General features: G+C 66.8%; 21 protein-coding genes and 2 pseudogenes. 14 read left to right on the forward strand and 9 right to left on the reverse strand.

Translation table 11 applies throughout. The annotated features are described in order from the left end of the window. Genes VTU_RS0108650 through VTU_RS0108660 form a run of 3 tightly spaced genes read right to left on the reverse strand, consistent with a single transcriptional unit; the run spans position 1 to position 2,409 of the window. Positions 1 to 771 carry an ABC transporter ATP-binding protein gene (locus tag VTU_RS0108650; protein ID WP_010103312.1) on the reverse strand — a complete coding sequence of 257 codons (771 nt, stop codon included), beginning with the start codon at positions 769 to 771 and terminating at the stop codon, positions 1 to 3. 37 nt (positions 772 to 808) lie between these two features. Further along, entirely contained in the window at positions 809 to 1,555 is a 747-nt protein-coding gene (locus VTU_RS0108655; protein ID WP_236610683.1) for an ABC transporter permease, read from the reverse strand. A 35-nt stretch (positions 1,556 to 1,590) separates the two neighbouring features. After that, positions 1,591 to 2,409 carry an ABC transporter permease gene (locus tag VTU_RS0108660; protein WP_010103314.1) on the reverse strand — a complete coding sequence of 273 codons (819 nt, stop codon included), beginning with the start codon at positions 2,407 to 2,409 and terminating at the stop codon, positions 1,591 to 1,593. Between the two features lie 157 nt (positions 2,410 to 2,566). On the opposite strand from VTU_RS0108660, the gene VTU_RS0108665 reads away from it, so the two are divergent. Then, on the forward strand, positions 2,567 to 3,610 hold the full coding sequence (locus tag VTU_RS0108665; protein WP_010103315.1) for a LacI family DNA-binding transcriptional regulator: 1,044 nt from the start codon (positions 2,567 to 2,569) through the stop codon (positions 3,608 to 3,610). An 80-nt stretch (positions 3,611 to 3,690) separates the two neighbouring features. Here the strand turns inward: VTU_RS0108665 and VTU_RS0108670 are convergent, their stop codons facing one another. Together VTU_RS0108670 and VTU_RS0108680 are read right to left on the reverse strand one after the other, a co-directional pair. Beyond that, entirely contained in the window at positions 3,691 to 4,440 is a 750-nt protein-coding gene (locus VTU_RS0108670) for a GntR family transcriptional regulator (RefSeq protein WP_010103316.1), read from the reverse strand. A 97-nt stretch (positions 4,441 to 4,537) separates the two neighbouring features. Next, positions 4,538 to 5,593 carry a LacI family DNA-binding transcriptional regulator gene (locus VTU_RS0108680; RefSeq protein WP_010103321.1) on the reverse strand — a complete coding sequence of 352 codons (1,056 nt, stop codon included), beginning with the start codon at positions 5,591 to 5,593 and terminating at the stop codon, positions 4,538 to 4,540. A gap of 195 nt (positions 5,594 to 5,788) precedes the next feature. Here VTU_RS0108680 and VTU_RS0108685 point away from each other — a divergent pair, with 195 nt between their 5' ends. The 9 genes from VTU_RS0108685 to VTU_RS0108725 all read left to right on the forward strand — a co-directional run bounded on the left by VTU_RS0108685 (position 5,789) and on the right by VTU_RS0108725 (position 15,864). Beyond that, entirely contained in the window at positions 5,789 to 7,093 is a 1,305-nt protein-coding gene (locus tag VTU_RS0108685) for an ABC transporter substrate-binding protein (RefSeq protein WP_010103323.1), read from the forward strand. Between the two features lie 51 nt (positions 7,094 to 7,144). Then, positions 7,145 to 8,014, forward strand: a complete 870-nt coding sequence (locus tag VTU_RS0108690) for a carbohydrate ABC transporter permease (protein ID WP_010103325.1) — start codon at positions 7,145 to 7,147, stop codon at positions 8,012 to 8,014. 13 nt (positions 8,015 to 8,027) lie between these two features. Continuing rightward, positions 8,028 to 8,843, forward strand: coding sequence for a carbohydrate ABC transporter permease (locus tag VTU_RS0108695; RefSeq protein WP_010103327.1), 816 nt, complete (start codon positions 8,028 to 8,030; stop codon positions 8,841 to 8,843). Between the two features lie 10 nt (positions 8,844 to 8,853). After that, positions 8,854 to 9,828 carry an alcohol dehydrogenase catalytic domain-containing protein gene (locus VTU_RS0108700; RefSeq protein WP_010103328.1) on the forward strand — a complete coding sequence of 325 codons (975 nt, stop codon included), beginning with the start codon at positions 8,854 to 8,856 and terminating at the stop codon, positions 9,826 to 9,828. A gap of 11 nt (positions 9,829 to 9,839) precedes the next feature. Then, complete coding sequence (locus VTU_RS0108705) at positions 9,840 to 10,901, forward strand: ABC transporter ATP-binding protein (RefSeq protein WP_010103329.1); 1,062 nt, start codon at positions 9,840 to 9,842, stop codon at positions 10,899 to 10,901. A 7-nt stretch (positions 10,902 to 10,908) separates the two neighbouring features. Continuing rightward, complete coding sequence (locus VTU_RS0108710; protein ID WP_010103331.1) at positions 10,909 to 11,865, forward strand: PfkB family carbohydrate kinase; 957 nt, start codon at positions 10,909 to 10,911, stop codon at positions 11,863 to 11,865. A 6-nt stretch (positions 11,866 to 11,871) separates the two neighbouring features. Next, a complete protein-coding gene (locus VTU_RS0108715; protein ID WP_236610684.1) occupies positions 11,872 to 12,918 on the forward strand; it encodes a tagatose 1,6-diphosphate aldolase in 1,047 nt (348 codons plus the stop codon). A gap of 74 nt (positions 12,919 to 12,992) precedes the next feature. Continuing rightward, positions 12,993 to 14,423, forward strand: a complete 1,431-nt coding sequence (locus tag VTU_RS0108720; protein WP_081479762.1) for a phosphomannomutase/phosphoglucomutase — start codon at positions 12,993 to 12,995, stop codon at positions 14,421 to 14,423. 97 nt (positions 14,424 to 14,520) lie between these two features. Further along, positions 14,521 to 15,864, forward strand: a complete 1,344-nt coding sequence (locus VTU_RS0108725) for a 3-deoxy-D-manno-octulosonic acid transferase (RefSeq protein WP_029554222.1) — start codon at positions 14,521 to 14,523, stop codon at positions 15,862 to 15,864. Positions 15,865 to 15,984: 120 nt separating this feature from the next. On the opposite strand, the pseudogene VTU_RS26595 reads toward VTU_RS0108725, so the two are convergent. Continuing rightward, positions 15,985 to 16,676 (reverse strand): annotated as a pseudogene (locus VTU_RS26595) (glutathione S-transferase family protein). A gap of 71 nt (positions 16,677 to 16,747) precedes the next feature. After that, a complete protein-coding gene (locus VTU_RS0108735; RefSeq protein ID WP_010103336.1) occupies positions 16,748 to 17,320 on the reverse strand; it encodes a 5-formyltetrahydrofolate cyclo-ligase in 573 nt (190 codons plus the stop codon). Between the two features lie 15 nt (positions 17,321 to 17,335). On the opposite strand from VTU_RS0108735, the gene VTU_RS0108740 reads away from it, so the two are divergent. Further along, positions 17,336 to 19,351 (forward strand): lytic transglycosylase domain-containing protein, encoded by a 2,016-nt coding sequence (locus tag VTU_RS0108740; RefSeq protein WP_029554223.1) that lies wholly within the window; start codon positions 17,336 to 17,338, stop codon positions 19,349 to 19,351. A gap of 42 nt (positions 19,352 to 19,393) precedes the next feature. On the opposite strand, the gene dgt is transcribed toward VTU_RS0108740, so the two are convergent. Next, complete coding sequence (gene dgt, locus VTU_RS0108745) at positions 19,394 to 20,785, reverse strand: dGTP triphosphohydrolase (RefSeq protein WP_010103338.1); 1,392 nt, start codon at positions 20,783 to 20,785, stop codon at positions 19,394 to 19,396. 43 nt (positions 20,786 to 20,828) lie between these two features. After that, complete coding sequence (locus tag VTU_RS33545) at positions 20,829 to 20,990, reverse strand: hypothetical protein (protein ID WP_169315380.1); 162 nt, start codon at positions 20,988 to 20,990, stop codon at positions 20,829 to 20,831. A 579-nt stretch (positions 20,991 to 21,569) separates the two neighbouring features. On the opposite strand from VTU_RS33545, the gene VTU_RS0108755 reads away from it, so the two are divergent. From VTU_RS0108755 to VTU_RS26600, 3 genes and pseudogenes are all read left to right on the forward strand, one after another. Further along, a complete protein-coding gene (locus VTU_RS0108755; RefSeq protein ID WP_010103340.1) occupies positions 21,570 to 22,343 on the forward strand; it encodes a hypothetical protein in 774 nt (257 codons plus the stop codon). Continuing rightward, positions 22,289 to 22,483: a hypothetical protein gene (locus VTU_RS32650; protein ID WP_138927826.1), complete on the forward strand. Its 195-nt coding sequence runs from the start codon at positions 22,289 to 22,291 to the stop codon at positions 22,481 to 22,483. Before VTU_RS0108755 ends, VTU_RS32650 begins: the two co-directional genes overlap by 55 nt. 126 nt (positions 22,484 to 22,609) lie before the next feature. Further along, positions 22,610 to 22,924, forward strand: a pseudogene (locus VTU_RS26600) (hypothetical protein); the annotation flags it as partial.

Consider the following 22,924-nt stretch of genomic DNA (forward strand, 5'->3'; position numbering starts at 1 on the left):
CTAACACAGTAAGACTATTTGGGTGCGCAGGCGGACGAACGCCGGCTGATCCATCACGTCCTCGATGCACGGCAAAGCGTCCCATTGCTCTGCCTCCCGAATGGACTTGACGTCGATGATTTCGCGCACCGTTCCGGGGCGCCTGGACATGACGACGACCCTGTCGGCCAGGTAGACCGCCTCGTCCACCGCGTGGGTAATGAACAGCACCGTCCGCGGGTGCCGGCGTGCCAGCCGCACGAGTTCCTCCTGCATGGCCACCCGGGTCTGCGCGTCCAGGGCACCGAAGGGCTCGTCCATCAGCAGGACCTTCGGGTCGAGAACGTAGGCGCGGGCGATTGCCACACGCTGCTGCATCCCGCCAGACAGTTGGTGGGGAAATGCCTTTTCGTAGCCGCTGAGGCCCATCAGGGCGATGTACTGCTCGATGCGCTGCGTGCACTCCTTGGCGGGAACGCGCAACGCGTGCAAGCCGAATTCGATGTTCTCCCAGACCGTCTTCCATGGGAACAGCGCAAACTGCTGGAAAACCACGGCCCGGTCCGGTCCAGGCTTCGTGATCACTTCCCGGTCCACCCGGACGTTGCCTGCGCTGGGCTGCTCCAGCCCAGCGGCCATGCGCATGCACGTGGTCTTCCCGCATCCCGAAGGTCCGACGATGGCCACGAACTCGCGGTCTCCGACCTCCAGGTTGACCCCCTTGAGCGCAACGAAGCTCTGGCCGCCCTGGTGGAACGTGCGCCCGACGTTGTTGAATTCGATCGTCGCCATATGTATGTCTCCTTCGCTGGTGTTCGTGCCTTGGCGCTCAAAGGCCTCGGCGGGCTTCCATGGCTCGTTGCATGCGGCGCAGCAGCGCATCGATGGCGGAGCCGACGATGCCGATGGCGATCATCCCGCTCATCACCGTTGCGGTCGAAAGACCGGCCTGTCCTTTGACCATGAGGTAGCCAACCCCGCTGGACGCGACGATCAGTTCGGCGCCGACCAAGGACTGCCAGCCAAGCCCTGCGGAAATTCGCAGGCCCGAAACAATTGACGGCAGGGCCGCCGGGAGCATGACCTGGGTGATGCCGCGCCACGCACCTGCACCGAGCATGCGCGAAGCTTCGATGTATTTGCGATCCACGAACTGGGCGCCGCGGTAGGTGTTGATCAGCACCGGAGGGAAGGCACCCAGGAAGATGATCAGCACGGGGCCGCCGATCCCCGTGCCGAACCAAAGTGCGGCAAAGGGCATCCAGGCAATCGGTGCAACGAAACGAACGGCCTCGAAGACGGGTGCCACGATCCTGTCGATCGCCCGGAACCACGCCATGAGCAGGCCCAGCGGAATTCCGACGACGACTGCGAGGGCGAAGCCGAACGCAAATCTTCCCAAGCTGGAGAGCAAATGATTTTGCAGGGTATTGCCGGCGAAGGGTTGGTGCGTCAGCTCGATGAGGCGCAAGAGGACATCCCGGAGCGTGGGCAGGAAGGTCCGCGGCACGATCCCCGAGGCAGCGGCAACACTCCAGAACAGGACAAGGCCGGCGGCGCCCAGCAGGCTGAGCATCCGCAAGCGGGTCGCAGGCAGGCGTGCTGGCACCATCAGTGCGCCCTCCAGGGCATGGCGCGACGCTCCACCCAGCCCAAGGCGAGCGTCATCAGCCACCCGCACGACGCCACACTGATCATGCCGACGAGAATCATCGCGGTGTAGATGTCTTGTGCGCCCTGATTCAGGATCTGCCCCAAGCCGGCGACGGCACCCACCAGTTCGGCGGCCACCAGCGTTGTCCAGGATGCTTGCAGCGACAAACGCAGGCCGGTAAAGATGCTCGGCAAGGCGCCGGGAATCAGGACCTCCCGCCAATAACGCCACCCGCGCACGTCCAGCATCGCGCTGGCCTCGAGCAAGGGCGCGTCGATCTGGCGCACGCCGCTGAAACTGTTGATCACCGAGGGCACGAACGCGGCCACAAAGATCACCATCCCCTTGGCCGAGTCCCCGAGCCCGAGCCAGACGATTGCCAGCGGAATCCAGGCGAGCGGAGGGATCGGTCGCAGGAAGAGAAATGCCGGATTGACCAGGGCCTCGATCGTTCGACTGGAGCCCATGGCGAGGCCCAGCGCGACCCCGAGCGACGCGGAGGCGGCAAAGCCCAGCGTCACCAGCGCCACGCTGCGGATCACGTGCTCATGCCACCGGGCGCTGCCGTAGCCTTCCCACAGGATCTGCTGCCAGGCGACCCACGTCTCCGAAGGGGAAGGAAAGCGAACGCTGGAGACGAGGCCCGTGCCGTCGGTGGCGGCCCACCAGACGAATAGCAGCGCACCGATGGCGCTGAGTGCACGCGATGCCGACCCCAGGAATAGCGCAACGCCGGAACTCGGGCCCGAACCTGCGGCGATTCGGCGCTGATGCATCGGCTGTGCAGGGGTCACGTGGGGGTCTCTGTTTTGTAAGCGCTTGCAGTATCTGCGCTGAGGAGAGCAGCGTCAACCGATAGGATCGCCTATCTTTTAGGGGATTTCCCCGGGTCATCGGGTGTCAAAATCGCTTGTAAACGCATACAGTCCCAGCATGGATACTCGAGAAAACAAGCGCCCGACCATCGACGATGTGGCGCAGATGGCAGGCGTCTCCACCGCCACGGTCTCGCGCGTTCTGAACCAGCCCGGCGCGGTCCGCGAAGCGCTGCGCAAGAACGTTCTCGGGGCAGTCGCCCGCCTGGGCTACGTTCCCCACGCCGGAGCGCGGGCGCTGATGTTGCACCGCACGGGAACGGTGGGAGCCGTCTTCCCGACCGTGGACAACGCCATCTTCGCCCAGGCCATCGACGCATTGCAGCGGCGTCTTGCGCTGTCAGAAGTGCATTTGCTGATTGCGACCAGCGGGTATGACCCGGGCAGCGAGACGCGGCAGGCCGTGAATTTGGTCACCCGGGGCGTGGACGCGTTGGCCTTGTGCGGCTTCAGCCAGCACCCCGATCTCCTGCATTTTTTGCAAAAACGCGGCCTGCCCTGCGTACACGTCATGGTGCACCAGCCGGATTGCGCGCTGCTGAGCGTGGGCTTCGACAACGCAGCGGCCACGGCCCGGGCCACCCGGTACCTGATCGACCTCGGTCACCGCCGCATCGCCATGCTGGCGGGGATCACGCAATTCAACGATCGCGCCGCACAGCGCTTGGCGGGCGTGCGGCAGGCGCTTGCGTCGATCGGGCTCGAACTGCCGCCTGCGCGTGTCGTGGAGCGTCCATACGGCCTATCCGAAGCGCGCGAGGGCCTGCGTCAACTGATGGCCCACCGTCCCGCGCCCACCGCGATCGTTTGCGGCAACGACGTACTCGCCTTTGGCGCGTTGCTGGAATCGCGCTGCATGGGCCTGGAAGTGCCGAAGGATCTCTCCATCGTCGGCTTCGACGATCTGGAAATGGCCAGCCACTTGCAGCCAGCGCTCACCACGATGCGCGTGCCGACGGAGACGATGTGGTCCACCGCGGCCGACCGCTTGCTCGCGACCTTGGCCGGAGAGACACCGCCCCGCAGCACCGAGGTGGAGGTTGCGTTGATCGTCCGGGAATCGACCGGCCCGGCAAGGCGACTGCCCCCCGCTGCGCCCTGAGCAGGTGGCCTGCGTCATGCCTGCGTCATGCCTGCGCGTGCCCGCCTGGAGCAAACGGCGCGCCCTGGCCGCGCGGTCCGTCATGCCGTTGGCTGCGCGCTGGAGACGTAGTCGAACTCCCGCGTGTCCACAATGGACACGCGAAACTCCGCCGGCTTGTTATCGAAGGTGAGCGCCAGACGCTCGATGCGGAGTACCGAATCCCCGGGGGACAGACCCAGCAGCCGGGCGCTGCTCTCGCCCGCGGCCTGCGCGCGCACGCGCTCGTCTGCGCCCACGATCGTCAGGCCAAAGGCGCTCTGATAGAGCTCGTACACGGTCCCTGCGCGTTGCTCGAACATTCTCTTGCCCAGGCCCGGGAACAGCGCCGCGGCGATCACGATATGGTCGTGGATCACCGGCCGCCCCTGGAGCGCCAGGATGTTCTCTATCCGAAAGACGGGCGCGGCCCCCTGCAGGGCCAGAGCCCTCGCCTCTGCCGGGGTCGCGCGCGACCTGGCGAACGAATGCAGGCGTACCTGGGGAAACTCCCGCGTCCCGTCGCGCGCGGCGATCTTGAAGAACTGGAACATGAAGCGTGCACGATCCAGGCGCCCGACGAAGGTGCCGCGGCCCTGCTGCCGCACGAGTATGTTGTCGGCCACCAACTCATCGACCGCACGGCGCACCGTGCCGATGGAGACATCGAAGCGTTTCGCCAAATCGCTTTCGTTGGGCAGTGCGCCGCCGGGCGCAACGGCTCCCGACTGGATATCTGCAATGAGTTGCTTCTTGACTTCGCGATAGAGCAGCGGAATGCCCGAACGGCCCGCGAGCGATGAGCTAGTCATTTTTTGAGGGGTCCTTCGTCGATTGCACTGCATTCATCGTGCGCCGCGATGGATCGCGTCCCGTCTGTGAGCTCGGCGTAGTCCAAGAAATCCTCCGTCATGAGCGATGTGCCTGAATGGGATTCTTACGCAAGGGCGCCCGCCGGGGCCTTGCCGTCGACTCCCGAACCACGAGGGAGACATCGACTTCATGGTGCAATGCCACCGGCCGCCCCGCGAGCGACTTGACCAAATACTCCCCGGCACGCGTCCAGACCTCGTCGGTGGGCACGTGTATGGTGCTGAGGCTGGGGCGCAGGTGCCGGCTCCATTCGAGGTCGTCGAAGCCCATCACGGACAGGTCGCCCGGCACGTTCAGGCCACGACGCTCGACCTCGAGCACCACGCCGTAGGCGATCACGTCGTTGCCGCAAACCACGGCCGTGGGCCAGTCCGACGCGGACAGCAGCGCGCGCGCACCCTGCCGCGCGTCATCGAGGTGGTAGGGCACCTCGATGTACCACTCGGGCCGGAGCGACAAGCCGCCCTGCGCGAGCGCGCGGCGCACGCCCGCCACGCGCGCCGTCGCACGGTCGTTGTTCGCAGAGAGGGCCGCGACCATGCCGATCTTCCGGTGGCCCAACTCGATCAGGTAGCGGCAGGCACGCCATGCCGCAGCCTCGTTGTTGCCGCCGACGGAGGCATACGGCTTTTCGGGGTGGTAGACGCCCACGTTGATGAAAGGAATGCGCTGCGAGGCCAGTAGCCGCCGCAGCGCATCGGTATGCGTGTCGCCGCGCAGGATCAAGCCATCGATGCCGCGGCTCACCATGTTCTGGGCCTGGCGCGCCTCGGTCTCGGGGTCGTAGTCGCTGGTGGACAGGAGCAGCAGGTAGCCCTGCAACGACAGGTAGGTCTGCAACGCCTCGATGCCGCGCGCGAACATGGCGTTGTCCACCGTCGGGATGATCGCGCCGATGGTGCGCGTGCGCCGCGACGACAGCGCCCGCGCCGCCGCGTCGGGGATGTAGCCCAGCTCGGCGATGGCCGCGTCGATGCGCACGCGCAGCTCGGGGCGCACCGACTCCGGGTTGTTGAGCGTGCGCGAAATCGAAGCCGTGGACACGCCCACGTGCTTGGCAACGTCCCGGATTCCCACGGATTTCGGCTTCATGATGAAACAGTTTACAGGAAACGATACCTGGCTGTTTTTCGGCAATTTCAAGGGAAATCACCTATCAACGAGCGCGAAATATCCAGCCATTGCGCGTTGACACCCGCTGCGTTGGTTCGGATAATTTTGTAAACGGTTACATAACAATTCGCGCGTTTCGATGGCCTGCCATCGAGACGCCACAGGAGACAAGAAATGAACCCAGACTTCCGCCGTCCGGCCGCTTGCGCCGTGGCCTTCGCCGTCGCGTCCGCGTGCGCCGGCGGCGCCTGCGCGCAGGAGTTCCACTGGAGGAAGCACCAGGGCAAGACCCTGACCTTCCTTGCAAACAACAACCCGGTGGCCAACGCGCTGCTCAAGTACAAGGCCGACTTCGAGCAGCAGACCGGCATGGTGCTCAAGGTCGATTCCTACCAGGAGCAGCAGATGCGCCAGCGCCTGGTCACGGTGATGAACGCGCGCAGCGACGAGGTTGACGTGTTCATGTCGCTGCCCTCGCGCGAGGGCATGCAGTTCGCCAGGGCCGGCTGGTACGCGAATCTCTCGGACCTGGTGCGGAACGCCAGCGCCAAGGACTACGACTTTGCCGACCTCAGCGCCGGCATGCTCAAGGACGCCACCTACGACCAGCAGCTCAGCGGCATCCCGATGAACGTCGAGGGCCCGGTGCTCTACTACCGCAAGGACCTGTTCCAGAAATGCGGCGTCACGCTGCCCAAGAGCCTGCCCGAGCTCGACGCGGTGTCTGCGCAGCTCAAGCGCTGCGTGCCTGGCGTCACGCCTTTCGTTTCGCGCGGCCTCAGGTCCGCCCTTCCCTTCACGTACAGCGTGTTCCTGCACAACATGGGCGGGCAGTACCTCAGGGATGGCAAGTCGCAGCTCTGCAGCAAGGAAGGCCAGGCCTCGCTGGCGCTGTACGCCAAGCTGCTCAAGGACTACGGACCGCCCGGCGTCGTGAACTACAACTTCTATCAGACCTCCTCGCTCTACAAGGAAGGCCGGGCGGCGATGGCCTTCGAGTCGTCGAACGAGCTGCGCAACCTGATGGACGGCGGCGCGCGCCTGAACGACACCGCGGTCGCCGTGCTGCCCGCGGGCCCGGGCGGCTCGCACCCCACCGTGATCGGCTGGACGATGTCGGTGTCGGCGCACAGCAGGCACAAGGAAGCCGCCTGGTACTTCGTGCAGTGGGCCACCAGCCCCGCCATCCAGGCCAAGCTGGCGCTCGATGGCGTAGCGCCTGCGCGCTCGGCGGTGGCCAAGTCACCGGGCTACAAGGCGTGGATGGACGAGCAGCCGGTGCGCGCCGAGTGGGTCGCGGCCGTGAATGAGCTGAGCCGCACCGGCACCTCCGAAGTGGGCTACCCCATCGTCGCCAACCCCGCCTCGCGCGACTTCATCGGCCAGGCCGCAACCGAACTGCTGCTGGGCCAGAAGACGCCCGCGCAAGCCTGCGCCGACGCCGACAAGCAGCTCGACGCGCTGATCGCCAAGGACTGATGACTGATCGTATGCGCGCAGTCGGCGGCGGCGCTCTCGCGGGGTGAATCGATGATCCAGTCGATCGGCACGCGCGGCCAACTCGCGTTTCTCTCCCTTCCGGCGGTGCTCTTCACGACCGCGATGATCGCCTTCCCCTTCGCCTACACCGTGTGGTTCAGCCTGCACGAGTACCGCTTCGGCGACAAGCCCAAGCTCAGCTTCGGCATGAACTACGTCGAGCTGGCGGGCGACGGCGAGTTCTGGAACGGGCTCCGGATCACGCTGGCGCTCTACCTGCTGTCGCTGGTGCTGCAACTCGTGCTCGGCACCTGGGTCGCGTTGCTGCTGCACGGATCGAGGAAGCTCTCGGGCACCGTGCGCACGCTGATGATCTCGCCCTTCGTGCTCCCGCCGGTGGTGGTGGGCATGATGTGGCTGGTGGTGCTCGACCCCTCGATCGGCGCCGCCAACTACCTGCTGGAGAGCGTTGGCCTGCCGCGCTCCGACTGGCTCGCTTCGCCGGCATGGGTGATCCCGACCGTGGCGCTGATCGACACTTGGCAGTGGACGCCCTACGTGGCGCTGATCGTGCTCGGCGGCCTGCAATCGCTTCCGCCCACCGTGTACGAGGCCGCGCAGATCGATGGCGCCTCGCGCTGGAGGACCTTCTGGCGCATCACGCTGCCACTGCTCGCGCCCACGCTGGTCACGGCCGCCATCCTGCGCAGCGTCGATCTGCTGCGCTTCTTCGACATCATCTACGTCACCACGCAAGGCGGCCCCGGCAATGCGTCGAACACGCTCAACATCTACGGCTTCCGCAAGGGCTTCGAGCTGTTCGAGATCGGCTACTCGAGCGCGCTGATGATCACGCTGTCGGCCATCGTGCTCGGCGCGGTGATGGTGCTCACGCAGGCGCGCAGGCGCGTCGCATGGTGAGGGAGACGCCGCCATGAACGACCGGCTCGTGCTGCGCCTGAACCTGCTGCAGATCGCCTTCGTGGCGCTGCTGATCCTGCTGCCCATCGCGTGGATGCTGCTCTCGTCCTTCAAGCCCTCGGCCGAGGTGACGGCCTACCCGCCGAAGCTGATCTTCTCGCCCACGCTCGAGAACTACCGCACGCTGTTCGGCACGACGCCCTTCCTGCACTACGCCTGGAACAGCACGGTGATCACTCTGGGCTCGACCGCCATCGGCCTGCTGCTGGGCATTCCGGCCGCCTTCTCGGTCTCGTGGACGCGCATCACCTGGCCCGCCACGGTCACGCTGCTCGCGCGCATGGCCCCGGGAACGCTCTTCCTGCTGCCGTGGTACGTGATGTTCCGCGAGGCCGGGATGATCGGCAGCTACGGGGCGCTGATTCTCACGCACGCCGCGATCACGCTGCCGATCGTCATCTGGGTGCTGCTGCCCTTCTTCGACAACATCCCGCGCAACGTGCTCGAGAGCGCGCAGGTGGACGGTTGCAGCAGCGTGCCACGCATCCTGTGGCGCATCGCGCTGCCGCTGGTGATGCCGGGCGTGGTCGTGGCGGCGATCCTTTCCTTCGTGTTCTCGTGGAACTACTTCCTGTTCGCGCTCGTGCTGTCGAACGGCGACAGCAAGACGCTGATCGCGGCGTCCTTCAACTTCATCGGCGAGGGCGCCTCCAACTGGGGCGCGCTGATGGCGGCGGCCACCCTGATCGCGCTGCCGCCGCTGGTTCTCGCGTTCATCGTCCAGCGCAGGCTCGTATCCGGGCTCTCGATGGGCGCGGTCAAAGGCTAGGAAACATCTCATGCAAGCTGCAATTTTTCATGGCGACCAGCGCATCACCGTCGGCGAGGCGCCCATGCCGCGGCCGGCCGCAGGCGAGGTGCTGCTGCGCGTGCGCCGCACCGCGCTGTGTGGTTCGGACACCAAGCTGTGGCTCAGCGGCGCCCGCTGCACGCCGGGCCACGAGATCTTCGGCGTGGCGCAGCAACCGGGCCATGCGCTCGACGGCAGGCGCTGCCTGGTCTACATCCCGGTGCATTGCGGCGATTGCGCGTCGTGCCTGGCCGGCGACACCCAGATGTGCCTCAGCGAATCCGTGCTGATCGGCTGGAACCGTCCGGGCGGCTACGCGGAATACCTGGCGGTGCCCGAGCAGTGCCTGCTGCCCGTGCCCGACGACATCGAAGACGAACTCGCGCCGCTGTTGCTCGACACCATCGGCACCGCGGCGCACGGCATCCGCTTCGTCCAGCCGCTGCTGCCGCCCAAGGCGACGGGCGCGGTGCTGGTGACGGGCGCGGGGCCGGTCGGCATCGGCGCGCTGATCGCGTTGCAGAACATCGGCTACACCGACGTCCACGTGTCCGACCCGAGGGAAGAGCGGCTGCAACTGGCCGAGTCCTTCGGCGCCAGGCGGCACCCGGCGGGTGACGCCAGCAAGCGCTTCCAGCTCATCGTCGAATGCAGCGGCGCGCACGCCGCACGCAGCCTCGGCATGGAGATCGTGCTGCCGCGCGGCGTGCTCATTCTCATCGGCGAGAGCGACAAGCCCTGGCCTGTTCAGGAGAACAAGGCGATTCGCCGCAAGGATTTCTACATGGTGCGGACCTTCTACTTTCCGAAGTCCGACTTCCCGCTCAACGTGGAGCTGCTGCGCAGCGGGAAGGCCCGCTACCGCAAGCTGGTCGATGCCCAGTTCGGCATCCATCAGCTGCCCGAGATGTTTCGCCGCTTCGCTGCGGGCGAGCTCGTCAAGCCCCTGCTGGCGTTTGCCTGAGGCGCACGAGCATGGCGGCAATCCGCATGCACGGGCTGGTCAAGCGCTTCGGCGAAGTGTCCGTGATTCCCTCGCTCGACCTCGACATCCGCGACGAGGAGTTCGTGGTCTTCGTCGGCCCCTCGGGCTGCGGCAAGTCCACCCTGCTGCGCATCATCGCGGGCCTGGAGCCGGTGGACGGCGGCGATCTCTTCATCGGCGACAGGCGTGTGAACGACGTGCCGCCGGCGCAGCGCGACATCGCGATGGTGTTCCAGGACTACGCGCTCTATCCCCACATGACGGTGCGCGACAACATGGGCTTCGGCCTGGAGATGCGCAACACCCCGAAGGACGAGATCCGGCGCCGCGTGGACCGCGCGGCCGGCATGCTGCGCATCGCGCCCTACCTCGACCGCAAGCCCAAGGCGCTCTCGGGCGGCCAGCGCCAGCGCGTGGCGATGGGCCGCGCGATGGTGCGCAATCCCAAGGTGTTCCTGTTCGACGAGCCGCTGTCGAACCTCGATGCCAAGCTGCGTGGCGAGGTGCGCACGGAGATCAAGGCGCTGGCGCAACAGCTCCGGACCACCATGGTCTTCGTCACCCACGACCAGGTGGAGGCCATGACCATGGCCGATCGCATCGTGGTGCTCAGGGCAGGCGTGGTACAGCAGTTCGGCACGCCCGAGGAAGTCTACAAGTCACCCGCGAACCAGTTCGTCGCCGGCTTCATGGGCTCGCCGACCATGAATTTCTTCGCCGTACGGGCCGAGGGCACGCACGTGCGCATGGACGACGGCACGCCGTTCCCCATGCCGCCGCGCTGCGCCGGCGTGACCGGGTCGGCCACGCTCGGCGTGCGGCCCGAGCACATGCAGGTGCTGTCGGGCGACGCGCCGGGACTGCGCGTGCAGGTCAGCGTGGTCGAGCCCCTGGGCTCCGACACGCTGGTGTACTTCGACCGCGGCGGCACGCGCTACGTGGTGCGCGCCCAGCCAGACCTGCCCGTGCGGCCCGGCAACGCGATCACGCTGGGCTTCGAGATGGACAAGAGCCACCTCTTCCACACCACCGACGGCGCCGTTCTGCGCTGACTCCGACATGCAACGGAAAGCCCCGACGCTGCCGAGCGCGCAACATGGCGCCCTTGCGCGCCCCCGGCTGATCTGCCTGGGTCTGTCGGCGCTGGACATCACGTGGAAGGTCGATGCGCTGCCCAAGGGCGCAGGCAAGACCCGCGCCGACGACCTGCACACGGGCGGTGGCGGCATGGCCGCGAATGCCGCTGCGGCCGCCGCCCGATTGGGCGCCGAGGTGCACTTCTGGGGCCGCGCCGGGCAGGACGGCGCGGGCCATGAAATGAAAGCCCAGCTCGCCGCCCTCGGTGTCGACGTGCGCCAGTTCAGGCTGTTCGAAAGCGCGCGCTCCTCGGTCTCCGGCGTCGTGGTCGATGCGCAGGGCGAACGCATGATCGTCAACTTCCGCGGCGCCGACCAGCCGGTCGATGCAAGCTGGCTGCCGCTCGAAGAAGTCGCGCAGGCCGACGCGGTGCTGGCTGACCCGCGCTGGCCCGAGGGGGCGTCGGCGCTGTTTCGCGCCGCCCGTGCGCACGGCATTCCGACCGTCCTCGACGGCGACGTGGCCGACGCCGCAGTGTTCGACGGCCTGCTGCCGCACACCGACCATGCGGTGTTCTCCGAACCCGGTCTGGCAGGCTACGCGCCCCCGGGGCGCAGCGTCGAAGACCGGCTGCGCTTCGTTCTCGCCCATGGCTGCCGGCTCGCGGCCGTCACGCTCGGCGCGCATGGCCTGGTCTGGGCCGACGCCGATGGCGTGCAGCGCCTGCCGGTATTCCCGGTGCACGCCGTCGATACCACGGGCGCCGGCGACGTGTTTCACGGCGCGCTGGCCCTTGGGCTTGGCGCCGGCTGGCCCGTGCGCCGCGCGCTCCAGTTCTCTGCCGCGGTGGCGGCGATCAAGTGCACCCGTCCGGGAGGACGCGCGGGGGTGCCTGATTTCGCGACCGCGATCTCTTTGCTCGACCATTTGAAGGAGTAAACCCCCGTGACTGCCGAACTGCGACTTGGAAAAAAATGGGGGCTGCGCCGCATGGCCACCCCCGAGGGCCATTTCACGATGGTGGCGTTGGACCAGCGCCCGCCCATCACCGCCCTCATCGCCGCCAAGCGCGGCATTGCGCCGGCCGACGTGGGCTTTGCCGACATGGTCGCGATCAAGCGCCTGCTGGTCGATGCGCTCGGCGCGCATGCGAGCGCGATGCTGTTCGATCCGAACTACGCGTTTCCCGCCGCGTTGCAAAAGCTCCCTCCACACACCGGCCTGGTCGTGACCTTGGAAGACCATCGCTTTCGGGACACGCCCGGCGGCCGGCTTTCGCATTCCATCGTCGATTGGAGCGTCGAGAAGATCAAACGCGCCGGCGGCGACGGCGTGAAGGTGCTCGCCTGGTACCGCCCCGACGCCGAGCCCGACGTGCTGGCGCACCAGAGGCGCTATGTGCAAGAGATCGGACAGGAATGCCGGCGCTGGGACATCCCGCTGGTGCTCGAGCTGCTGGTCTACCCCTTCCCGAAGAGCGCGCGCCACACGGTGGACTACGTCGAGTCGCCCGAGAAGATGCCCGAGCTGGTGCTCGAGAGCGTGCGCGAATTCGCTCAGCCGAAGTATGGCGTTGACCTGTTCAAGCTCGAAAGCCCGCTTCCCGGTGCTGCCTTGCCGGTGCGCGACGGCAGTCCGCAGCAGACCACCGCGCAGAACGGCTTCGATCGGATGGGCAGCATCTGCCAGGACGCCGGCATTCCCTGGGTCATGCTGTCGGCCGGCGTCACGTCGCCGCAATTCGTGCGCGTGATGGAGTACGCCTACGCGGCTGGCGCGCACGGCTTCCTCGCCGGGCGCGCCGTCTGGTGGGAGCCGCTGCAGCATTTCCCCGACCTCGGGCGCTGCGCCGAGCAACTGCGTCAGCAGGGCAAGGCCACGCTCGTCGAATTGGCGCAGCTGACGCTGCGCGCCGGCAATGCCTGGCACGCCGACTACAGCGCATTCGACACCATGCAGGCCGAGGGCGAACTCTGCGCCGCCTACGCATAGTGTCCTGCCCCGCAAGGCGGCACACGGCATCGGTCGCGCCGGCAAATCGGGGCTCTGGCGCAACACTGCGTAGAATGCGGCGCTCCCTTGCAAGCCTCTCGCGAAAGCCCCCTCCCGTGCAAGCCGCGCGCACCCTGTTCAAAGCCTACGACATCCGGGGCACCGTGCCCTCGCCTCTGACCGACGAACTGGCCCGGGGCCTGGGCCGCGCCTTTGGCACGGCGGCACACGCTGTGGGGCAGGGCTGCGTGGCGGTGGGGCGCGACGGGCGGCTGTCGGGCCCGGCGCTGTCGGCGGCGCTGATCCAGGGACTGATCGATGCGGGAATCGAGGTCATCGACCTGGGCCCCGTGACCACGCCGCTGCTGTACTTTGCCGCCAGCACCCTGTGCGCCAGCGGCATTCAGGTCACCGGCAGCCACAACCCCCGGGAACACAACGGCTTCAAGATGGTGCTCGACGGCCGGGCCATCCACGGCGAGGAGATCCAGGACCTGCGCCGCGCCATGGAGCAGGACAACTGGCTCCCGCGGCCCGGCGGCGCGCTGCGCCACGCCGACGTGCTGCCCGCGTACCGCGAGCGCATCGTCGGCGACGTCCGGCTCGCACGCCCGGTGAAGATCGTTCTCGATTGCGGCAACGGCATCGCTGGCGCTTCGGCCCCGGCCATCTTTCGCGCGCTGGGCTGCGAGGTGATCGAGCTGTTTTCCGAGGTGGACGGCAACTTTCCCAACCACCACCCCGACCCGAGCAAGCCCGAGAACCTGCGCGACCTGATCGCGACCCTGCGCAGCAGCGACGCCGAACTGGGCCTGGCCCTGGACGGCGACGGCGACCGCCTGGGAATCGTCACGCGCGACGGCAGCAACATCTTCCCCGACCGCCAACTGATACTGTTTGCGCAAGACGTTCTCACGCGCGCGCCCGGCGCCGAGGTCATCTTCGACGTCAAATGCAGCCAGCGCCTGGCGCCCGCGATCGCGGCAGCAGGCGGTGTGCCGGTGATGTTTCGCACCGGCCACTCGCTCATCAAGGCGCGCATGAAGGAGAGCGATGCGCCCCTGGGCGGCGAGATGAGCGGCCACATCTTCTTCAAGGACCGCTGGTACGGCTTTGACGACGGCACCTACGCCGGCTGCCGCCTGCTGGAGATTCTGAGCCGCAGCCGCGACCCGGGCGCGGTGCTGCACGCCTTGCCGAGCAGCTTTTCCACGCCGGAACTGAACGTGGCCTGCGCCGAGGGCGAGGCGCACCGCCTGACGGCCGAACTGCAGGGTCTGGCGCCGGGCCTGTTCGCGGCGCCCGCGGCGGTCAGCACCATCGACGGCCTGCGCGTCGATTGGCCCGACGGCTTTGGCCTGATCCGCGCGAGCAACACCACGCCGGTGCTGGTGCTGCGCTTCGAAGGGCACACGCGGGAAGCCCTGGCGCGCATCGAGGCCGCGATGCGCGCCCTGCTGCTCCGGGTCAAGCCCGACGCCCAGCTGGCTGCGGTCGGCCACTGACGCAGGCCGCATGAACCTGCCCCGCCCCCCCACGCAGCGCTGCGCCAACGGGCAGCGCATCGGCGCTGCGGGCGCGCTGCGTGCGCAACCGGCCGGCATGAGCGCTGCGCGGGCGCTGTATTCGCTGCTGACCTGGTGCGCGCAGCCGCTGCTGCGCCGCAAGCTGCGCCGCCGCGCCGTCGCCGAGCCGGCTTACGCGCAGGCCATGGACGAGCGCTTTGGCCGCTACCCCGCCGCGGCCATCGACCGCCTGCTGGCACCCGGCGGCAGCGCGGGCCGGCTCGTGTGGCTGCACGCCGTCTCCCTGGGCGAGACCCGGGCGGCGGCCGTCCTGCTCGAACGGCTGCGCGAACAACTGCCCGGGATGCGCCTCTTGCTCACGCACGGCACGGCCACGGGCCGCGCCGAGGGCGAGAAACTGCTGCGCAGCGGTGACCTGCAGGTGTGGCAGCCCTGGGACACGCCGGGCGCGGTGGCGCGCTTTCTGCGCAGCTTCCGCCCTGCGGTCGGCGTCCTGCTGGACACCGAGGTCTGGCCCAACCTGGTCGCGGGCTGCCGCCGGCATGGCGTTCCCCTGGTGCTGGCGAATGCGCGCCTGAGCGAAAAATCCTTGCGCCGGGCGCAGCGGTTGGCGGCGCTGGCCAGGCCGGCCTACGGCGCGCTGAGCGCCGTCTGGGCGCAGACCGGGGAGGACGCAGCCCGGCTGCGCTGCCTGGGCGCCGAGGTGCGCGGCGTGCTCGGCAACCTGAAGTTCGACCTGCTGCCGAACGCCGAACAACTGGCGCAGGGCCGCGCCTGGCGCGCGCAGACCGGCCGCCCGGTGCTCATGCTGGCCAGCAGCCGCGAGGGCGAGGAGGCGCTGTGGCTGGAGCATTTCCAGAAAGCGCGCGCGCATCCCGCCGCCGACGCGGGCCAGGCTGCGGACGTGCAGTGGCTCATCGTTCCGCGCCACCCGCAGCGCTTCGACGCGGTGCAGCAGCTGTTCGAGCGTGCGGGGCTGAGCGTCTCGCGCCGCAGCGCCTGGGCCGCGCTGCCCGAACCCGCGGACCTGTGGCTCGGCGACTCTCTGGGCGAGATGGCGCTCTACTACGGCCTGGCCGACGCCGCCCTGCTCGGGGGCAGCTTTGCGCCGCTGGGCGGTCAGAACCTGATAGAGGCCGCCGCCTGCGGCTGCCCCGTGCTGCTCGGCCCGCACACCTTCAACTTTGCCCAGGCCGCCGAACTCGCCTGCGCGGCCGGCGCGGCGCAGCGCGTTGCGCACATGGCCGCGGGCATGGCGCTGGCCACGCAGTGGGTGCACGATGCCGCGCAACAGGGCGCGGCCAGCGCGCGCGCCACGCGCTTTGCCGGCGCGCACCGCGGCGCCGCACAGGCGACGGCGCAGGCCATTGCAGCGATCGTTCAGTCTGCTCCCGCGCCACCCGGCAAGCCCATGCGGTGAGGCCGGTTCGTCCGGACCAACACACGCCGCCGGTCACCTGGAGTGGCGCTGCAAAGCCAACGCGCAGATGCGCTCGCACAGTTAGGACGGCGACTCTGAGCCTGCGTTGCACAAGAGCCCTCAGCCCTGGGCAGGGCGCAGGCGGTAGGGCTCTTCAAAGTCGAGGAAGTCTCTCTCCGCCAGCGCGTCGTCGATCCAGGCCTGCACACCGGGCAGTTCCTGCACGCGCCGCACGTAGTCTGCGATGTGCGGCGGCAGGGGCAGGGCGTAGGTGGCAAGGCGCATGCACACGGGGCGAAATAGGCGTCGGCGATGGAGAACGCGCCAAACAGCATCGGGCCGCCATGCTCCTGCAGCAAGGCGCTCCACATGTCCACGAGGCGCTGCACGTTGGCGCGCACGCCCGCCTGGTCGCGCCAGATGAGCGCGCCGGTGTCGGCCAGGCGGGCTTCGATGTTCATGGGGCAGCTGCCGCGCAGTGCGCCAAAGCCGCTGTGCATTTCGGCGCAGAGGCTGCGGGCATGGGCGCGTGCCCCGGGGTCCGCAGGCCACAGGGCCTTGTCGGCATGGGTTTCTGCAAGGTACTCGGCGATCGCCAGCGTGTCCCACACCCGCAGATCCCCATGCTCCAGCACGGGCACCTTGCCCGTGGGGCTCACGGCGGCGATGCTGCGCTTGAACTGCGAACCGGCCTGGAAGCTGTCAAAGCGCACGCGGACTTCCTGAAACGCAATGCCGGCCTGGCGCAGCAGCACCCAGGGGCGCATGGACCAGGAGGAGTAGTTCTTGTTGCCGATGTAGAGCTTGAGCATGCTGGGGCCTGTCGCGCAAAAAAAGGGAGGGGGAAGGGAGAATGCAACGCTGCGGAATCCGCGGGCCGGCGTCAGATCGGCCAGACCACCCCATTGTCATTCAGGATGGTGTCCAGCGGCAGGTCGAATTCCCCGGGTTCGAAGTCATCCAGGTAGCCGTGCGTAAACCCCAGGCCCACGGCGAACGGCCTGGGCCGCAGCGTCGCCAGGGTGCGGTCGTAGAAGCCACCGCCGTAGCCGAGCCGGTAACCGCCCGGTGCATAGCCCACGCAGGGAACGAATATCAGCGTCGGGACGATGGCCTCGGTGTCCTTGGGTTTGGGGATTCCGTAGGCGTCTTCCTCCATCGGGCAACCGGGGTGCCAGGAATGGAAGCTCAGCGTCTTGTTCTGCTTGTCGACCACCGGCAGGCCGATGCGGCGCAGCTGGAGTTCGTCGAGCAATTCGCCGTCTTCCTTCCAGCGGTGCAGGGCGGGCAGGGGGTCGAATTCGCCCTTGATCGGCCAATAGGCGCCAATGACGGTGTCGGGCCGGTTCACCAGCCAGATGCGCATGACCTGCCGCAGGTGCTCGGCCCGCAGCAGGCGGTCGGGCAGGTCCATGCGCTCCGCTATCAATGCGCGCCGAAGAGCGGCTTTGTCCATCCGATAATCCCTTCCATGCAATTTTCCGCAGCGATTCTGACACCGTTTCTCGCCAGCGCCCTGCTGGCGGGCGCCGCGCCCCCTGTCCGGGCGCAAAACAAGGGCGACGCGACCCTGCTGGAAATGCAGCAGGCTTTCCGCAAGGGCGAGCGCAAGAAGCTCGAACAACTCCTGCCCGCCGTGCGCGGACACGCGCTGGAGCCCTGGGCCGCTTACTGGGAGCTCAGGAGCCGTCTGGAGGACGCCACGCCGCAGGAGGTCGAGTCCTTCATGCAGCGCTACGCCGGCAGCTACCAGGAGGACCGCCTGCGCAACGACTGGCTGCTGCTGCTCGGCCAGCGCCGCGACTGGGGGCGGTTTGCCGAGCAGCTCCCGCATTTCCGCATGTCGGACGACCGCGAGGTGCGCTGCTACGCGCTGCTCATCGAACACATCGGGGGCCGGGCGGACGCTGCGCTGGCGCAGGACGTGCGCAGCAACTGGTACGCGCTGCGCGACGCCGACGACGGCTGCACGCATGCGGCAGGCGAGTTGTACGGCGCGGGCAGGCTCAGCGCGCTGGACATCTGGCGCAAGGCGCGCCTGGGCGCGGACGCGGGTCGGCCCCGCGTAGTGCGCAATGCGCTCGAAATCGTCGCGCCCGACGCGCTGGCGCAGCTCAAGGAACTGCACGATGCGCCCGAGAAATACCTGCGCGGCCGGGGCGCGGCGCACGGCCGCATGCGGCAGGAACTGGTGCTGCTGGCGCTGATCCGCCTGGCCGGCAGCGACCCCGACGGTGCGGCCCGGCAACTCGACAGCCAATGGAGCGCGCAGCTCTCGCCCGAAGAGCGCAACGCGGCCTGGGGCGCGATCGGCAAGGCCACCGCGCTGAAACTCTCCAGCCGCGCCGTGGACTACTTTGCCAACGTCACCCGGGACAGCGACCTGAGCGACGAGCAACTGGTCTGGAAGGTGCGCGCGGCCTTGCGCGCGGGCCGCTGGCGGAGCGTCGCCAAGGCGCTGGACGCCATGGGCCCCGAGGCCCGCCGGGACAGCGCCTGGGTGTACTGGAGGGCGCTCGCCTTGCTCGAAGGGCGCGCGCTCCCCGCGCTGCCCGCCGGCAAGCCCGGCGACGCCGAGCACGAGAGCGCCCGGCAACTGCTGCAGGGCATTGCCGGGACGCGGGGCTTCTACGAGCAGTTGGCGCTCGAGGAACTGGGCGAGCGCATCTCGGTGCCGCCCGCGCCCGCGCCCCTGACGGCAGAGGAGAAGGCCGCCGCGCGCGCCAACCCCGGGCTCAACCGGGGGCTGTACGCCATCTCGCTGGGCCTGCGCAGCGAGGGCGTGCGCGAGTGGAACTACGCCACCAACCTGCACCAGAGCGGCGGCATGTCGGACCGCGAGCTGCTCGCGGCGGCCGACTTCGCCTGCCAGCGCGAGGTGTGGGACCGCTGCATCAACACCAGCGAGCGCACCCGGAGCGTGGTCGACACCGGCCAGCGCTTTCCCATGCCGTTTCGCAACGCAGTGCTCGGGCGCGCCCGGGACATCGGGATCGACCCGGCGTACGTGTACGGCCTGATCCGCCAGGAAAGCCGCTTCGTGCTCGACGCACGCTCGCACGCGGGCGCATCGGGGCTGATGCAGGTCATGCCCGCCACGGCCCGCTGGACCGCCAGACAAATCGGCCTGACGAACTTCAGCCCCGGCCAGATCACCGACCGCGACGCGAACATCACCATCGGCATGACGTACCTGAAACTGGTGCTCGACGATTTCTCGGGCTCCCTGCCCCTGGCTGCGGCGGCCTACAACGCCGGCCCGGGGCGCCCGCGCAACTGGCGCAACGGCCCGGTGCTCAACACCGCCATCTGGATCGAAAACCTGCCCTTTGCCGAAACGCGCGACTACGTCAAGAAGGTGCTGTCCAACACCACCAACTACGCCGCGCTGCTCACGGGCCTGCCCCAGTCGCTCAAAAGCCGCCTGGGCAACACCATAGGCCCGCGCGACGCGTCTGCGCCCGAGGTAAACAAGGAATTGCCCTGAGCCGGGGGTCTACCCAGCAAGATCGCCCAGCGCGGCACCGCCTCATAACGGCTTGAAAATGCTTGCACCCGACTCCCGCAATCGAGAGTAAAACTCGACAGCATAGCGATCCGTCATGCCGGCGACAAAGTCGCAGATCAATCGCCGTCTCGAGCCTGTGTCCTTCAATCTTTCGTACATGAGTTGAAGATCATCCGGGAGCAGCAAATGGCCTTCTTCCGAGTCCAGGGTATCGAATATGGTTTTTACGACCTCGTAGCCCCGGTACTCAACCACCTTCAGGCGGGGAGACATGATGGTCAGCAGATAGCTCAGGTGCTTCAGTGTCTCGATCTTGATCCGGATACCACGATCAACGATTATCTTGGAGAACCGAACGTCCTTGCCGGGCTGCATCTCTGCTCCGACACCGTGCATGAATTTTCCCACCAGATCCGAAAAAAATGCACACCGGGTCATTCCGTCGGATGCGACCAACTTGGAAGTCTCGTAGCTGCCAAGACTGCTGGATGCTCCGCGCGAATCCATCTCGTCAAGGTTCAGCAGATCGTCGATTGCGTTGAAGAGATCAAGCTCGGTGATATTGGAGATTTCTCGCTTGAGCTTCTCAAGCAGCTTTTTTGCAATAAGGCTCTGACCCCCGAGAACCTGCGCCCGCAATTGGAGCGGGTGTGCAAACCCGCCCTTCATTGCATCCTCCAAGTCATAGGAGGAGTAGGCAATATCGTCAGCGATATCCATTATCTGGCATTCGATGGTTTTGAATGCTCCAGGGGCTGGGGGATTGCCTACATGCTCTTTGATGCGCTGGACCAGAGAATTCTCGCTGGCATAGTACCCCTTCACAAGAGATGCGCCTTCGTCGCGTCGCAAAGGAATCTGCTGGTCATATTTGAGCACGGAGGCAAGGCTTCGATAGCTAAGATTCAGGCCCAGCCGCCGATCATGGCCATCTGCAGAAATACCGCATACATCCGCGTCTTTGCCATCGGTGTCCCGGAGTTTCTTCTTTTCGACGCATGAAAGAATTCGCAAGGTCTGGGCATTCCCCTCGAAGCCGCCATTGTTCTTCATGCAGTCGTCGAGAGCACGCTCCCCGTTATGCCCGAACGGAGGATGCCCCAGATCATGCGCCAAGCCAGCGAACTCCACCAGATCGAGATCGATCGGATCGTTCTCGAGTTCCGGTTTTGTTGTGTTGAGGATTTGGGCAATCCCTTTTGCAATCTGCGCCACCTCAAGCGAATGGGTGAGTCGGTTGCGGAAAAAGTCGGACTCATTTCCGGGAAACAGTTGCGTCTTGCCTTGAAGGCGACGGAAGCTGGGCGAGTGCAGCAACCTGCCGTAGTCACGACGAAAGGCTGAGCGGCCAACATCCTCTTCCTCGATTTCAGGCTTTTCGCGCAGGAGATCGCTGGCCTTGTCGTAGAGCATTTCCCTCGTCTCCAGAAAAAAACCACCCGCGGGTGGCCTGCTTTTACTTCTTCTGCAATTTATTCGCAGCCGATCGTTGCATATCGGCTTCGTTTCTTTCCGGCACCGCAGGCTTGGCCTTGGCCATAACACGAAAGTAGTGATCAAAACGGCTGTGCGCAACACGACGAGCAATCTTGACGGCTTCAAAGTCAGCGGTTTTCATGACTCTCTCCTGGGATGCGGCCCTCGATTGTAGCGCCGCCATGGGAGGCTTGGTCGCGCAGGCTCAGCCTGGCGACCCGGTAATCGCACTGGCGCCGTCCGGGTGAGCACCATCGGCAGCAGCGATCCGGCGTTCAGCAGGGTCCCGTTTCGCGTAGTGACCCGCCGGGCTACTCACTCAGTAACCCCCTCAGCGTAGGCCATAATCCGCGGCCTTATGCAACAGCGCCCCACCCTCAGCACACTCCGTTCGACCCGAAAGGGATGCACTGATTCTGGAGCCATGAGCGATGGTGCAGACACTGACGGTGCAGATCAACGAACTGCAAGCGCGGCTCCATCTGAATCTGCCCGATTTGCACGACCAAGTCACCGCGTTGGCTGAGGCGGCATGAGCAACGCGGCGCGGTAGCGTTCGTGGAGCGGGCATCCTTGCCCCAGTTCAAAGGCACGCGGTGCATGACGGCTGGGCACCCTATCGCACGCTGGGCAGTCGGCACAGCCTGTGGCAAATCGCCGGCGCCAAAGCGGGATCCGGCAATCCATCCATCCACACCAACCCAGAGAAGGAGAAAGCACCATGTTTGAGGACGACTACACCTCCGAGGACTACGACGCCCCCGAGGACTACTACGCATCCGACGAGGACTACTACGCCGCCCTCAAGGACAGACACACCGCCCTCCAGGACGACTACCTTGCCCTCATGAGCAAATACCTCGCCCTCAAGAGTGACTACCTTGCCCTCAAGAACGGTGCTGACACCCCCGTGGCCGACGGCGGCAGCGGGGACGGGGACGGATCCACGAACAGCAAAACCAGCCTGGAGAAAAAAGACGCTCCCGCAGACCTGCCCAAGGGGATGGAGGCGCCCGTCGAACTGGGCAAGAAGGCGTTGGCGTCAGACACCCACACCGCGCATTTCAGTCCCTCCGTGGACTTGGAGCAGGGAAGCACCACCTACTGGGTGGAGGACGAGACGGCGCCCCGGGTGAACCCTGCCAGCGGCCCCGTGTGCAAGGTGGTGATGGAAGACGAGCGATGCGGGCCGAACTCCCGGATCACCGATGGCGGCAAGTACGCGGCCGGCGGCGAGTTGGTCATCGTCGGGCAGGGGCTTGATGCACAGACGCCCGGGAACGGTGACACCCCCGTGGCCGACGGCGGCAACGGGGACGGAGCCAACAGCCTGGAGCACGCCCCCGCAGACCTGCCCAAGGGGATGGAGATGCCCGTCGAGCTGAGCAAGAAGGCGTTGGCGTCAGCCCCCGCACTGAGCATTCCAGCCCCTTCGTGGACTTGGCGCAGGGAATCACCAACTACTGGGTGGAGGACGAGACCGCCCCCCGGGTGAACCCGGCCAGCGGCCCCGTGTGCAAGGTGGTGGTGGAAGACGGGCAATGCGGGCCGATCACCGATGGCGGCAAGTACGCGGCCGGCGGCGAGTTGGTCATCGTCGGGCAGGCGCTCGATGCAGAGGCTTCCGGGTTCTGACTCTGACGCTTCGACCTGTGCGCTTGAGCGACACCATGGGGTGTTGGTTCAGGCGCAGATAGATCGCCGACGCCCAAGCGGGATCCGGCCATCCATCCACGTCAATCCAGAGAAGGAGAACGCACCATGTTTGATCCCGGCGAAACCACCTCCAAGGACGGGCACACCGCTTCCGAGAACGACTCCGCCACCCTCGCTGGCGACTACACCGCGCTCCAGGAGAGCTACACCGCTCTCACGGAGAACTACACCGCGCTCAAGGAAAACTACACCGCGCTCCAGGAGGGTTGCACCGCTCTCAAGGAGTTCCACACCACTCTCAGAGACGACTACATCGTCCTCATGAACGACTACCTCGCCCTCATGATCGACTACCTCGCCTTCAAGAACGGTGACACCCCGTGGCCGACGGCGGCAACGGAGACGGAGCCAACAGCCTGG

The sequence above is a fragment of the Verminephrobacter aporrectodeae subsp. tuberculatae At4 genome (assembly GCF_000193225.1).
In the GTDB taxonomy this organism is placed as follows: Bacteria; Pseudomonadota; Gammaproteobacteria; order Burkholderiales; family Burkholderiaceae_C; genus Acidovorax; species Acidovorax aporrectodeae.